The sequence below is a fragment of the Rothia similimucilaginosa genome, from assembly GCF_029850985.2.
In the GTDB taxonomy this organism is placed as follows: domain Bacteria; phylum Actinomycetota; class Actinomycetes; order Actinomycetales; family Micrococcaceae; genus Rothia.
In genome coordinates this window covers 928,049-942,166 of the sequence record NZ_CM138149.1, presented here as the reverse complement: position 1 = coordinate 942,166, position 14,118 = coordinate 928,049, and the positions used below count along the sequence as shown (strand labels likewise).

The following is a 14,118-nucleotide window of genomic DNA, read 5'->3' as shown; positions in this document are numbered from 1 at the left end:
TTAAGGGGCGATTACGGTCCCACGCGCGCTCAGCCAGTCGCGCAAGCGGTTTGCGTGTTCACCGTAACCGCCCCTTCCAGTCTTTAGTTATAGTGTGCCAGCTCAGGCTGAATGCGTCACAGCATTCAGGCTAAAGCATGCAGGATACGCAGCCTTCAACCTCAGTACCCTCAAGAGCCATCTGACGCAGACGGATGTAGTAGATGGTCTTGATACCCTTACGCCACGCGTAAATCTGGGCGCGGTTAATATCGCGGGTGGTTGCGGTATCGCGGAAGAAGAGAGTCAGCGACAGGCCCTGGTCCACGTGCTGGGTTGCCACAGCGTAGGTGTCGATGATTTTCTCGTAACCAATTTCGTAGGAGTCCTGGTAGTATTCCAGGTTCTCGTTGGTCATGTAGGGCGCCGGGTAGTAGACTCGGCCGAGCTTGCCTTCCTTACGGATCTCAATCTTCGAAGCGATCGGGTGAATCGAAGAGGTCGAGCCGTTGATGTAGGAGATGGAGCCAGTCGGCGGAACAGCCTGCAGGTTCTGGTTGTACATGCCGTACTGTGCCACGTCAGCAGCCAGCTGAATCCACTCTTCACGGGTGGGGATGTGGTGCTTAGCGAACAGTTCGCGGGTACGCTCGGTCTGCGGTGCCCATTCCTTCTCAATGTACTTGGCGAAGAACTCACCGGATGCATACTTCGAGTTCTCGAAGCCCTCGAAACGCTGACCGCGTTCCTTAGCAATCTGCATGGAGGCGCGGATTGCGTGGTAGGCGACGGTGTAGAAGTACATGTTGGTGAAGTCTAGTGCTTCTTCGGAACCGTAGTAGACGTGCTCGCGTGCCATGTAGCCGTGCAGGTTCATCTGGCCCAGACCCACGGCGTGGCTCATGTTGTTGCCGCGCTCGATGGAGGGTACGGAGCGGATGTCTGACTGGTCGGAGACGGAGGTTAGCGAACGAATTGCGGTTTCCACGGTCTTGCCGAAATCTTCTCCGTCCATGGTCAGTGCAATGTTCAGCGAACCGAGGTTGCAGGAGATGTCCTTACCGACGGTCTCGTAGCCAAGGTCAGCATGGTAGGTGGACGGCTCAGAAACCTGCAGGATCTCGGAGCACAGGTTGGACATGATGACCTTACCGGCGATGGGGTTCGCGCGGTTAACGGTGTCTTCGAACATCACGTAGGGGTAGCCGGACTCGAACTGAATCTCTGCGATGGTCTGGAAGAACTCGCGTGCGTTGATCTTGGTCTTGGTGATGCGTGCATCATCGACCATCTCGTAGTACTTCTCGGAAACGTTGATGTCGGAGAAGGGCACACCGTAGATGCGTTCCACATCGTACGGGGAGAAGAGGTACATGTCCTCGTTCTTCTTCGCCAGCTCGAAGGTGATATCGGGGATGACAACGCCCAGGGAGAGGGTCTTGATGCGGATCTTCTCGTCAGCGTTCTCACGCTTGGTGTCCAGGAAGGCGTAGATGTCGGGGTGGTGTGCGTGCAGGTACACGGCACCGGCACCCTGACGTGCACCGAGCTGGTTTGCGTAGGAGAAGGCGTCTTCCAGCAGCTTCATGACGGGGATAACGCCCGAGGACTGGTTCTCAATCTTCTTAATGGGCGCACCAGACTCGCGCAGGTTGGTCAGAGCGAATGCCACACCGCCGCCGCGCTTGGAGAGCTGCAGTGCAGAGTTAATGGAGCGGCCGATGGACTCCATGTTATCTTCCATGCGCAGCAGGAAGCAGGAGACGAGCTCGCCGCGCTGCTTCTTACCTGCGTTGAGGAAGGTCGGAGTTGCCGGCTGGAAACGGCCGGAGATAATCTCGTCGACAATGTCTTCGGCGAGCTTCTCGTTGCCTTCTGCCAACAGCAGTGCGACCATGCAGACGCGGTCTTCAAAACGCTCCAGGTAGCGCTGACCGTCGAAGGTCTTGAGCGCGTAGGAGGTGTAGAACTTGAAGGCACCCAGGAAGGTCGGGAAGCGGAATTTCACGGCATAGGCGCGCTTGAACAAGTTCTTAATGAACTGGAAGTTGTACTTGTCGAAGAGTTCCGGCTCGTAGTACTGGTTCTCGATCAGGTACTCAATCTTCTCTTCCAGGTCGTGGAAGAAGACAGTGTTGTTGTTGACGTGCTGCAGGAAGTACTGACGTGCCGCCTGGCGGTCTGCATCGAACTGAATCTGGCCGTCCTCATCGTAGAGGTTCAGCAGTGCGTTCAGCTCGTGGTAGCTCATACCCTTGAACTTCTCGGGCACGCTCTTGCCGCTGTGGCTCGCACCGAGAGTTTCTAGTGCTGAGGGCAGTTTTGCGTCCAAAATGCTTCCAATCCTTCGTTGACTTTTTCTACATCTGAATCGGTGCCCATGAGCTCAAATTTGAAGAGCACGGGCACATCGCACTTCTTGGCGACAATGTCTGCCGCAATACCGAAGAGCGGACCAAAGTTGGTGTTGCCGGAGCCAATCACACCGAGCATGTGGTTGCGATTCTGCTCCATGTTCAGGAATTTAACCACCTGCGGGGGAACGTTACCGGCGCCTTCAGGCTTGCCGTAGGTGGGGACTATGAGCACGAACGGCTCATCAAGAATGAGGGTGTCTTCGCCGGTGCGTAGCGGCAGGCGGAGGCTGCGGGCACGAATCTTCTCCACGAACTTATGGGTGTTACCCGAGATGGAGGAGAAATACACGATGAGCGGCGCTGAGTTGTCCAGGACCTCGGTCGCTCGACCCTCGGAAGCATTGCGTGCATCCATAAGAATTTGGCGGATTTCTGCGTGCTCATCGACGGGGTTGGGCGTGAGGATGGTACTCAACGTGTACTCCTTATCTCGTGTGCCGGTGTGAGTTCCGTGCCAATTTTTCCGTTTGTACGGGTTCGGCAGGGTTGTTAGGCTGCCAGAGCGTTGATCTTGTCGGGCTGGAAGCCGGACCAGTGCTCGTCACCTGCAATGACAACGGGTGCCTGCATGTAGCCGAGGGACTTGACCATTTCGAGGGCCTGAGCGTCTTCGGTGATATCAACCTTGGTGTAGCTGATACCCTTCGCGTCGAGGGCGCGGTAGGTCATGTTGCACTGGACGCACTGGGGCTTGGTGTACACGGTCACTACCATGGGAATGCCTCTTACTTTCTCCCGCTCAGGCGGGCTTATCTCGTGAATGAATCGGGTGTGTTTCGTTTATGGCTCACCATGTGTTGTTTACGGCGGGTGCGGTGCCGTCCGCTGCCCCCTTCTAGTGAGGTGTGGCGGTTTCCTGCGCTAGGGCAGTGCCCATAAAAGTACCGTAGTGGTGGAACCGAGTATTAATACTACATCTAGTGTCGAGATTTTTCTTCGCCACAAGATGATGTGGTGCAAGGGTCGTGTTTCGTTCGATAAACCCACAGCTGAACCCACTTAAGAGGGGGTACCTACAGCTTATCCACACCTTCCCATAGGACTGGTTCGCCGGATTTTCGCGGAGTACGCCGGGTTATCCACAGGTGGGGTTTAAGTTGGTCAGGATTTTTAAGGGTTCATTCGCCCGCCAAGTTGAGGTTCAGTTAACCTCATGTATGCTTTCGGGGGCATAAAACCCGACAGATCCGGGCTTGATTTTAAATAGATCTTAACTCTCACGCGTTCTTGCGCGGAACAGCGGGGTTTTAAAGCAGAACGGACTTTCTTAAAGACGAGGGTTGACCCCCTTCGAGCGGGTTTAAGCTATGTGATTAAAGCTGTAGAAAAGATTTTTAACTCTTTTCTAGTAACCGGTGTGTCGTGGGTTTAAGTTGTTTAATTCCGCTGAAACAGTAAAACCCACCGCAGATACCGCTATTTCACGGTACTCACAGTGGGTTTACAAGCCATAGGCACAGATTTTAGCAACCGGTGAGCAGTGGCCGGCTAGAAATCGATCAGACCCAGCTCACGCAGCTTCTTACTCAGCGTTATGCCGTCAGTGGCTTCAATCCACAGCGGCGAGCGCATCATCTGTTCGGCACGATAGTCACTCCACACGCGACCGGAGGCGAGCATGCTCTCCCCCACCGTCAGATTGCGGATGACGATTGCCGCCACGTTGTCCGGGTAGCGTACCGCGAAGCCGTTGTAGATGTACGGGTCACGCTGCCCGTCGTCACCGACGAGGATCCACTTCATCTGCGGGAATTCCTCGGCGAGGCGGCGTAGGGACTCAACCTTGTGATTGGTGCCGGAGCGGAACCAACGGTCGGGGGTGGGGCCCCAGTCGGTGAGCAGGAACGTGCCGCGCGGGTAGCCGTTGCGGCCGAGGAAGCGGCGCAGGGTCGGGGTGATGTTCCAGGCGCCGGTAGACAGGTACATGAACGGCGCATCCGGGTGGCTGCGGCGGATACGGTCGGTCATGACCGCCATGCCGGGGGTGGGGATGCGTGCGTGCTCGTCGAGGATGAAGGAGTTCCAGGCGGCAACCATGGGGCGCGGCAGCATGGTGACCATGACGGTGTCATCGACGTCCATGATGACGCCGAGCTTCTGGCTTTCGGGAACGATGTAGACGCTGGTTGCTACAGCACGAGAGCCGGGCACGTACATGATGACTTCGTGTATGCCGGGTTCGAGGTCGATGCTAAGTTTGACGTCAAGCACGCCGCCGTGGTCGGTGTACGCCTCATACTTGGTGCCGTCAATGACGATGGTGACGGGTGCATCGGACATTGCGGTTGCAGTGAAGGAGCGCCAGCCGCGCATAGGGTTGGCGGTGTCTTGGGTGCCTTCTACAACCTGCAGGAGGCGTTCGAGGTTGACCGTCTTGTAGACTGCGCGGGCGATGACGCGGACCCAGCCGGGGTTGCCGTCGGAGGCGGTGCGACCGTAGCCTTCGGTGGGCACGAGGATAGGCTCACGGCCAGCGGCGATAGCGTGCTTTTCGCGCCACCTGTGCAGCCGGTCAGCAACACGGTAGCCGATGTTGACTGCCTCGTCGGCAGCATCGTTCACAAGGTTGCGCAATTCGTGAGTGCCCAAATTCTCCATCCCACTAGTGTAGCGGAGCGTTACCGGCTTGAGGCTTCTTAATTTTGTGTTCTTATACCTAGTTTTATACCTATTAATACTGTGGTGCTGAGCGTGCGGTGTGATGTGCACATTATTTAGGGGTGTATTCGCTGTTCAGCTTCGTTCCTTGCAGGTGGGGGCGTTATCCTGGAGAGTATGACCCACTCACAGCCTAACCGCCGACTTTTTGTGCTCGGCACTGCTATGCTTCCGCTGCTTGCTGCCTGCTCGAAGAAGTCAAATGACTACGACGGCACCAGCGGCAATTTCACTCCGTATCAGGCTGGCGGCGAGACCACTGCTGCTACTCGCCCCGCAGCCACGAATTCACCGACCGTTGCTGCTGCTGGCAACCCGGTTGATAAGCCGCGCGAATGGCCCGGCATTGGCAATTCCCTCATTGGTGACGGCAAGTATATTGCGTGGACTGTTGATGACGGCGCGAGCCCGGAGGCGATTCGCGGCTACGCTGAGTTTTCGAAGCGTACGAATACGCGCCTGACATTCTTCATTAACGCTTCGTACACCGGTTTTAAGGAGCATGTGTCATTGCTGCGTCCACTGGTTCAGAGCGGCCAGATTCAGGTTGCGAACCACACCTACAGCCACGCCGACCTGACCACCCTGGACGCTGAGGGTGTGAAAGAAGAGCTGCAGCGTAACGAAGACGAAATTATGAGCATGTTCGGTGTCTCGTCAAAGCCGTACTTCCGCCCGCCCTACGGCCGCTACAACGATGCGGTGCTGAAGGCTGCAGGCGAGATTGGCTTTACCCGCCCGGTCATGTGGAACGGCACTACCGGCGATGAGGCGAAGACGAGCGCCCGCGTGATTTACACGCGCTGCATCCGCTACATGCTGCCGCAGCAGATTGTGCTGGGTCACTTGAACTACGAGACGATCATCCCGATTCTCGATAAGGTGAAGGGCCTACTCGATGACCGCGGTCTGACTGCGGTGACGATTCACGACTACTACGGTGACGCATCCGAGGAAGAGATTAAGGCGGCAGCGCCCGAACCGACTCCTACCCCGGAGGAGAACACCCCGGCACCCGAGCAGACCGCTGAGGCACCGGAAACCCCTACCCAGAAGTCTACCGTTGAGGCTCCGACTCAGGCACCAACCACCCGCTATGAGGATGAGGTAGCGGCAAACCAGCAGGCTACGACTGCACCTGTGGCTACTGCCACTACCGCTCCGGCGGCTTCCCGTCGATAGGCTCGCGTATATCGTGTGTGCTAAGCCCCCTTGGCTCCGGTTCCCATGCGGAGCGGCACGAGGGGGCTTTGCCATGCCCGGCAGGAATAAACGTGGCAGCCGGGGTGTTAGGTGGTCGTACAGTTACGGCAGTTGCCGTGTCCTAGTGTGAGAGGAATAGATACTATGCGTATTGATATTTGGTCCGATATTGTGTGTCCCTTCTGCTACGTGGGCAAGCGTAACTTGGAGCTGGCGCTCGCCGAGTTTGAGCACCGTGACGAGGTGGATGTGGTGTGGCATAGTTTTGAGCTGGACCCGTCGGCTACGGAGCATCCGGCAGGTTCGCTGCCTGAGCTGATTGCCAGCAAGTATCAGATGCCGTTGGAGCAGGCGATTGCGAGCCAGGAGTCGTTGGCGGAGCGTGCCCGCAAGGTGGGTTTGGATTTCAATTGGCGGCAGGCACGTTACGGTAACACCTTTGATGCGCACCGCGTGATTCATTATGCGTCCGAGCAGGGTTTGGCGTCGGCGGCGCAGGAGGCGTTTAAGATGGCGTACTTCACGGAGGGCCGTTCGGTGCAGGATCACGAGTCGATTCTGGATATCGCCTCTGAAGTTGGTTTGGATACCGCCGAAGTTGAGGCGGTGTTGAAGAGCGATCGTTATGCGGCGGATGTGCGTGCTGATGAGCAGTTGGCGCACCAGCTGGGTATTAACGGTGTGCCGTTCTTCTTGTTTGAGTCGAAGTGGGCGGTGAATGGTGCGCAACCTGCGGAGGCGCTGTTGCAGGCGCTGCGTCATGTGTGGGAGGAGACTCACCGTGTTGAGTTTTTGAACCCGCTGGCGGGCGCGGCTGGTGACACGGCGGGTGACGGTGCTGCGGAGGCGGGCTCGGTTGTTGCTGGCGCGTCCTGCGATATGAACGGCAACTGCTCCTAGAGCTACTGAGAGGTGCGTGGCGGGGGGCTACTCCCCTAGCGCCCCCAGCTAATGCAGCCCCAGGTATAGCGAAGCCCCCTCGTACTATTTCTAGTACGAGGGGGCTTCAGCATATCAGCATAGAATCCGCACAGGGTAAGAACCTGCGGGTAGCAGGGAGGTTAGCGCGGCTGGTAGGCGCGAGCACGCTCAGCGCGAGCACGGCGCGCCTCCGCATCCTGCAGAATCGGCACCAGCATACGCACCAGCTGGCCCATGCCGCGCACCACCAAATTCAGCCACAAACCAACAGACCACACCGCCGCCACACGCGGATGCCCCGTGCGCATCCACCGCACACCCAGAAAAGACAGCGAATAATACAGCAGAAGCAGCAGCGGCTCACGGAAACGGTACACCTGTCGAAGGATAGGATTCTGAGGAAGCTTCATCATGCCTCCCAGTATACCCACCACAACCCCCGCCAGGACTCCTCCGCACTACCCGTAATAATCACGAATCGTCACCGTCGTCAAACCGCGCCGATCTAACAACTCCCGAATACGGTCCAACTCAGACACCACACCCCGATAATTCAAATGCCCAATCACAATATGCTGAGCCAAAGCGTACTTCTCCGCGTAGGCATACACCTCAGCCGAAGAAATATTAGACGAATCCGCCAACGACCCGTACCACAGAACCGGGCGCGTAAAACCACACGAGGCCGCAGCCGCCAACACGCGCGCATCATAATACCCGTACGGCGGGCGGAAATACGGCTTCGAAGACACCCCAAAAAGCCGCATAATCTCCTCATCATTACGGGTCAGCTCACGCACAATCTGCTCATCCGTCAAACTCGTCAACGCCGGATGACTATACGTATGGTTTGCAATCTGCAACTGCCCACTCTTCACCAGCGGCAACAACAGGTCACGATGCTGCTTGAATGCCGGATACTGACAGTTCACAAAAAACGTCAGACGTGTACCGGTACGGCGGGCAAACTCCGCGTAGGCGCGCACCACCTCCGGGTCGGCACCGTCATCAACCGTCCACGCAATATACTTGCCCTCACCGGGAAGGCCGGTCTGCGGGCCAGTCCAGGTGTGCGCTACGGGAACCGGGTTTGACGAGGCAGCAGTCGCAGAAGCGGTCTTAGACACCGCGGCGGTTGGCAAAGGAGTCGCAGAAGCATTACCCGACGCGCTACCCGAGGCAGAACCACCAGCCGACGCCCCGTGGGCATCTTTCGCCGCGGGCGGGGTGCAGCCGCTCAGTCCAAGACCCAGCAGACCAAAACCCGCAGTACCCAGACTATAGGTACCAATATGCTGTAAAAGTTCCCGTCGACCGATGGAGGCACGGGTAGAGGCGCCCGATATCATGTGATCAGTCGCGGGGTTGGCGATAGCAGATTGACGAGGAGTGATAGGTGTTTCTGGGTGTGGAACAGTGTTCATATTATGAGTGTATAGCGGGGCATGCCCTGAGCTATCGAAAAATTCAAAATATTACATTATGAACAATAAAGCCCCTTCCCGCAATGCGTTCACTTCAGAACGCACCCCGGAAAGGGGACTTCAAACACGCATCCGGCAGCCAGCCGCACAGATACGACCCAGCTCAGAAACACACCTACTCAGATTCTGAAGCTACCGACTGCTGCGCCTCAGCAGGCTCCAGCGCATTCAGCGCCTCTATGGCCGCCGCCTCCGCAGCCTCTTCAGCATCAGCCTCAGCCACACGCTCACTATCCGACTCGGCAGAAGTCACCGCCGCCGGGTTCGTCAGAACCTTCACGCCCATACTACGTAGAGCATCCGTATCAGTAATCGTCTCATCATTATCAATCAGATACACCTTGTACCCGTCATTCCGCAGGCGACGCATCAGCTCCAGGAGCATGCTCTGAGCGACCTCATCCACCGCGTACACGCGAGTAACATCCAGGGCGACCTTCGAACCCTCTAACGGAGATTCCACAATCTCACGAATCACACGCTCCGCACCCGCAAAACGGATACGGCCCTGCAGCTGAATCAGGCGCATAGACTCATCACCCGAACCGACCTGGTAGTTCGCGCGCAACGCCGAACGAGCCACCGTCGGAACGTTCATCACATGCATGCCCATGTCATCAGAGAACTGCTCAAACAGCTCCACACCACGCACACTGTTACCGTGACCATCCAGGCGCGGCGAGAACGTCGCCACACCCAGCTGACCGGGCACCGCACCAATAATGCCGCCGCCCACGCCGCTCTTAGCCGGAACACCCACCTGGGTCGCCCAGTCGCCCGCAGCGTTATACATACCGCACGTGAACATGACGCTCAGCACCTGACGCACCACGTCCTTAGGGACCACTTGCTCACCCGTCACCGGATGCACACCATAGTTCGCCAAAGTCGCCGCCATCAACGCCAAATCCTTGACCGTCACCATTAGCGAGCACTGGCGGGTGTAACCCTGCACCGCCACGGTCGGGTCACCGGTCAGGATGCCGTGACCGCGCAGCATGTGCGCAATCGCGTAGTTGCGGTGCGCGTGCTCCAGCTCAGACTCATACACGCGCTCATTCACCGACAGGCGGCGGCCTGCAAACGCAGACAGACCAGAAATGACGCGTTCCATGCGCTCGCCCTGAGTCGCACCGGGAGGACCCACCAGCGAATGGGTGGTAATTGCGCCGGCGTTAATCATCGGGTTCAGCGGCTTACCGGAGTCATCTTCCAGGGACAGCTCATTGAACGGCTCGCCGGAAGGCTCCACGCCCACCTTCGCAAGCACGTCATCATAGCCGCGGTCCGCGAGCGCTAGGGCGTACACGAACGGCTTAGAAATCGACTGGATCGTGAACTCCACATCAGAGTCACCGGCGGCGTACTGCTCACCATCAACCATGGCGATGGACGCGGCAAGCTTGTCCGGGTCCACGGCGGCAAGTTCCGGAATGTAGTTTGCCAGCTCACCGGAGGTATCAGAAGCGACCGACTCGAGGGTCTCGGTCAGGTAAGTGGCAATAGGTGAATGCATAGTATTCCGTATCTGCTGCTAATCGTGGTTTTTCTCGTCAACAATTCGAGGATGCGACTGCCGGCTGTGCCATTACAGGCCGGCTAGTGCGGCAATCCCCCACAAGCTGCGAAGCCTGTCAATGTATGCGGGTGAGGAGCACCTTTTGCTCCCTAATGAGTGTATCTTTTGCGTAGTTGAGCTACCAAATATACGGTAGGCACTCCCCTGCCATTTCGGCCCGCAGAAATCATACACGCAGGGTTTTCAGGTGGCTTAGGGGTGGCGAATCGAAGCCGGCTCACGACCACCCAACTCGGCAGTCTCCAACTGGAACGTTGAATGCTCCACCGACACCTCAAAATGGCTCGCCACACATGAACGGATACGGTCCAAAATCGCCACCGCAGACCCGTCACGGAAACACGAATCGGCAACCACCACGTGCGCGGTCACCACCGGCAGGCCGGTCGCCACCATCGAGGCGTGCACATCGTGCACTTCTACAACGCCGTCAACGCGTAGCATGTGCTCACGCATCGCATCCAGGTCCAGGCCGTCCGGGGTGAACTCCATGAGCACCGCAGTCGTCTGCTTCATCAGACGCATCGCACGCGGCACAATCAGCGCCGCAATAAGCAGACCGGCAAGGGCATCCGCCTGATAGAAGCCGGTCAGCCAAATCACGATAGCTGCCAGAATCACACCCAACGAACCCAGGGCGTCATTGAGCACCTCCAGGAACGCGGCACGCATATTGAAGTTCGTGTTCCTCGCCGTAGCCAGCACCGCAATACCAATAGCGTTCGCGACCAGGCCAACCACACCAAAGATCAGCAGTTCGGTGCCGGGTACCGCCGGCGGGGCGAACAGGCGATGCACGCCCTCCACCGCCGTGTAGATACCCACCGCCAGCAGCAGCACCGACTGTCCGAGAGCGGCAAGCACCTCAATGCGCCGGAAACCCCATGTATGGCGGGACGTCGCGGGCCGGGTCATCAGTGAAGCCGCTGTAAGTGCTACCAGCAGACCTGAGGCATCCGCCAGGGCGTGCGCCGTATCAGTCAGCAGCGCAAGACTTCCCGTGACCAACGACCCAATCGCCTGAGCCAACACAATAACGACCGCCAAGCTGAACGCAATCAGCAGACGCGGACGCATCGAAGCGGCGTCCTCCGGGCTCGGGGCATGCGAATGGTCGTGCCCATGGTGATGTTTGTGTGCTCCCATAAGTGGCTCCTCAACTACTCACTACACCGTCAGCTCTAAAGAATTGTCGGCTACCAAAACCTACCGGCAGATAGCAAAATCGCCCGAGTCACAAGAACCGGGCGAAAAGCTCCTCAACCGAGGAAAACGTGGAGATAAGGGGACTCGAACCCCTGACCCCCTGCATGCCATGCAGGTGCGCTACCAGCTGCGCCATATCCCCATATTCTGTTAGTGACCTCAATAAGGCAACATGAATATATTACACACACCACGGAGAACGTTGCAAACCAGCACACCCAAAAATACAAAAAAGTTCCGGAGCAACCGGGCATACAGAAACACCCACAAACACGCAGAAAGGGGCGGACCCCGCGGGCACCATACAGCGCCAGCAGAGTCCACCCCTCATCAGCTAAAAATAAGCGGAAGCTTACGCCTCATCCTGAGCGGGAATAATGCGTGCAGCATCCTCCTCAGTCTCACCCTCGATGTCGAAGGGAGCCTCGTTCTCAACGCCCAGCTCAATACGCGGAGCCTCAGCCCACAGACGATCCAGAGCGTAGAACTCGCGGTCCTCCTCATGCTGAACGTGCACAACAATGTCGCCGAAGTCCAGCAGAATCCAACGACCCGAGGAACGCCCCTCACGGCGAACCGGCTTCAGGCCTGCCTGCTCACGCAGAGCATCCTCAACCTCATCCGCAACAGCGTTCACGAGGCGCTCATTGTGGGCAGAAACCACCAGGAAGCCATCAATCAGACCCATCGCGTCGGATGCATCCACAGCGAACAGGTTAGTTCCCTGCTTCTCCTCCGCAGCGCGGGCGGCAATGCGCAGAGCCTCAATCGAGGACTGTGCAGCAGTCATATTTTCCTTCCTTGCCAGCAGAACACCCACCGGCAGCACCCGCAACAGGGGTGCATTGTTCACGGCCTACTTAGGGCCAAAAATCATAATCAAACCAACAACGAACAGGGCGAGCAGCAGCACAATCCACAGCCACGCCAGGGAGGTCTTCCGCGCAGGCTGCAGAACCTCTTCACCCTTCTCAACAGCGCTCTCAGAAGCAGACTCTTCCTCAGCTGCCTCCGAAGCCTCAGCAGAAACAGTCGAAGCAGACTTCGGCTCAGCCGGTTCAGACTCTTCATCCTCAGAGTCCTCTTCGGACTCTTCAGCAGTCTCCTCGACCAGTGCCTCTTCGGGATTCTGACGATCCACCATGCGCTGCAACAGCTCCTCAACCTCATCCGGGCTCAGAGCAACAGTCGGGTCGCCGTCCACCGAATCCACGGTGTCACCAGCGGAGGCACTATCCAGCACGCTCAGATCAAGACCCTGCGCGTCCACCGCGCTCACGCGGGTGGGCAGCTCGTCAGCAGATTCTTCAACCTCAGCAACCTCAACGGTCTCTTCCTCAACGGAAGCAGCCTCGGTGTGCTCAGCCTCAGTGTCAGAACTGTCCATCTTCTCAACCTTCGGCTCATCGCGCACCAGGTACTGGTGCAGCTCAGGCTCGGGTTCCGGCTTCTCCTTCTTGACCACGGCAATGATCGGGATCGAAGAATTCATCGGGTTATCCACCGCGGAGGGGCTGGTCGCATCCACACGGTTCTGCGCGATGTCTTCGGGGCGCAGAACACGCAGGCTAGTGGTCAGAGGAGCAGGCTCGTGCAGCTTCTCCTCATCGTTCGCCTCAGTGTCAATCTTGCCCTGAGCAGCCAGCGCTGCAAAACGACGCTGAACAGCCAGAACCCGCGGGTCGATAGCGTCCGTATGAACCACTGAGCCCATGTTCGCAACAGGCTTCGCGGGCTCACCGCGGCGGCTCGCACGCAGGTACTCGGCAACTTCTTCACGGTAACGGGCAAGACGGCGCGGACCCATCACCTTAGTAGGCGGCGGCACCTCAATACCGTCCTCGGTCACGTACGTCTCGTAGAGGTACGCTTCGTCCTCGCTATAGGGCTTCGAACCCGTAGCTTCACTCATGTGTTCCCTCATTATTCGTCCATTGGGGGTGCCTGCCCAGACTCATCCTTCACGCGGGGCAAGCCGTCACGGTACGCCGTCAAGGCGTCCTTCTTGTACAGGCCGTACTTAGTAATGTACTGCACCACGCCATCCGGCACCAGGTACCAGATGGGGGCATCTTCAGCTGCGCGGCGACGAATATCGGTCGAAGAAATCGCCATCGCAGGAATCTTTAGGGTCGTAATATGACGACCCTCTGCCAGCGGCGGATCCAGCTCATGATCGGGGCGGGTCACGCCCACAAAAGTCGCCAAATCCCACAGCTTATGGGCATTGCGCCAGGTCATAATCTGGCTAATCGCGTCCGCACCGGTAATAAAGAACAGGTCAGCATCCGGGCGCAGGGCGCGCAGCTCGTTAAGCGTATCAAAGGTGTAGGTGGCGCCGCCACGGTCAATATCAATACGGCTCACTGTAAAACGCGGATTCGACGCGGTCGCAATCACCGTCATCAGGTAGCGATGCTCAGCGTCACTCACATGCCGCTCCCCCACCTTCTGCCAGGGCTGACAGGTCGGAACGAAAACAACCTCATCCAGGTCGAACACGGCGGCAACTTCACTAGCTGCCACCAGGTGTCCGTGGTGAATCGGGTCAAAGGTTCCACCCATCACGCCCAGACGCACCCGGCCGGGAGTGCGCGGGGGAATCGACTCGGTGCTCAAAGCACCAAAATCAAGGTGAACAGGCTGGTCAGTCACAAATGCCGTCCTTGCT

General features: G+C 57.9%; 13 protein-coding genes and 1 tRNA gene. 2 read left to right on the top strand and 12 right to left on the bottom strand.

Going from position 1 to position 14,118, the window contains the following annotated elements; all coding sequences use genetic code 11:
* Positions 1-130 precede the first annotated feature (130 nt).
* From nrdE to QFX07_RS03905, 4 genes are all read right to left on the bottom strand, one after another.
* Positions 131-2,311 carry a class 1b ribonucleoside-diphosphate reductase subunit alpha gene (gene nrdE / locus QFX07_RS03920; RefSeq protein WP_279754129.1) on the bottom strand — a complete coding sequence of 727 codons (2,181 nt, stop codon included), beginning with the start codon at positions 2,309-2,311 and terminating at the stop codon, positions 131-133.
* A complete protein-coding gene (gene nrdI / locus QFX07_RS03915) occupies positions 2,284-2,811 on the bottom strand; it encodes a class Ib ribonucleoside-diphosphate reductase assembly flavoprotein NrdI (RefSeq protein WP_279754130.1) in 528 nt (175 codons plus the stop codon). The genes nrdE and nrdI overlap by 28 nt, the downstream gene beginning before the upstream one ends.
* A gap of 74 nt (positions 2,812-2,885) precedes the next feature.
* The gene (nrdH, locus tag QFX07_RS03910; protein ID WP_005505794.1) at positions 2,886-3,110 is read right to left on the bottom strand and encodes a glutaredoxin-like protein NrdH; all 225 of its coding nucleotides are present in this window, start codon (positions 3,108-3,110) and stop codon (positions 2,886-2,888) included.
* A 774-nt stretch (positions 3,111-3,884) separates the two neighbouring features.
* Entirely contained in the window at positions 3,885-4,994 is a 1,110-nt protein-coding gene (locus QFX07_RS03905) for an App1 family protein (protein WP_279740085.1), read from the bottom strand.
* A gap of 177 nt (positions 4,995-5,171) precedes the next feature.
* Here QFX07_RS03905 and QFX07_RS03900 point away from each other — a divergent pair, with 177 nt between their 5' ends.
* Entirely contained in the window at positions 5,172-6,236 is a 1,065-nt protein-coding gene (locus QFX07_RS03900; RefSeq protein ID WP_279740087.1) for a polysaccharide deacetylase family protein, read from the top strand.
* 165 nt (positions 6,237-6,401) lie between these two features.
* Complete coding sequence (locus QFX07_RS03895) at positions 6,402-7,157, top strand: DsbA family oxidoreductase (RefSeq protein ID WP_279754131.1); 756 nt, start codon at positions 6,402-6,404, stop codon at positions 7,155-7,157.
* Between the two features lie 161 nt (positions 7,158-7,318).
* Here QFX07_RS03895 and QFX07_RS03890 read toward each other — a convergent pair whose 3' ends face one another.
* The 8 genes from QFX07_RS03890 to nadD all read right to left on the bottom strand — a co-directional run bounded on the left by QFX07_RS03890 (position 7,319) and on the right by nadD (position 14,012).
* Positions 7,319-7,591 (bottom strand): hypothetical protein, encoded by a 273-nt coding sequence (locus QFX07_RS03890; RefSeq protein WP_279754132.1) that lies wholly within the window; start codon positions 7,589-7,591, stop codon positions 7,319-7,321.
* Between the two features lie 45 nt (positions 7,592-7,636).
* A complete protein-coding gene (locus QFX07_RS03885) occupies positions 7,637-8,602 on the bottom strand; it encodes a polysaccharide deacetylase family protein (RefSeq protein ID WP_280926387.1) in 966 nt (321 codons plus the stop codon).
* Between the two features lie 175 nt (positions 8,603-8,777).
* Positions 8,778-10,178: a glutaminase gene (locus tag QFX07_RS03880; protein WP_279740094.1), complete on the bottom strand. Its 1,401-nt coding sequence runs from the start codon at positions 10,176-10,178 to the stop codon at positions 8,778-8,780.
* A gap of 255 nt (positions 10,179-10,433) precedes the next feature.
* Positions 10,434-11,387 carry a cation diffusion facilitator family transporter gene (locus QFX07_RS03875; RefSeq protein WP_279740096.1) on the bottom strand — a complete coding sequence of 318 codons (954 nt, stop codon included), beginning with the start codon at positions 11,385-11,387 and terminating at the stop codon, positions 10,434-10,436.
* Between the two features lie 129 nt (positions 11,388-11,516).
* Positions 11,517-11,589, bottom strand: a tRNA-Ala gene (locus QFX07_RS03870).
* Between the two features lie 210 nt (positions 11,590-11,799).
* A complete protein-coding gene (rsfS, locus tag QFX07_RS03865) occupies positions 11,800-12,237 on the bottom strand; it encodes a ribosome silencing factor (RefSeq protein ID WP_279740098.1) in 438 nt (145 codons plus the stop codon).
* A gap of 66 nt (positions 12,238-12,303) precedes the next feature.
* Entirely contained in the window at positions 12,304-13,359 is a 1,056-nt protein-coding gene (locus QFX07_RS03860) for a sulfite reductase subunit alpha (RefSeq protein ID WP_279740099.1), read from the bottom strand.
* Between the two features lie 11 nt (positions 13,360-13,370).
* Positions 13,371-14,012 (bottom strand): nicotinate-nucleotide adenylyltransferase, encoded by a 642-nt coding sequence (gene nadD, locus QFX07_RS03855; protein ID WP_279740363.1) that lies wholly within the window; start codon positions 14,010-14,012, stop codon positions 13,371-13,373.
* Between the last annotated feature and the right edge of the window lie 106 nt (positions 14,013-14,118).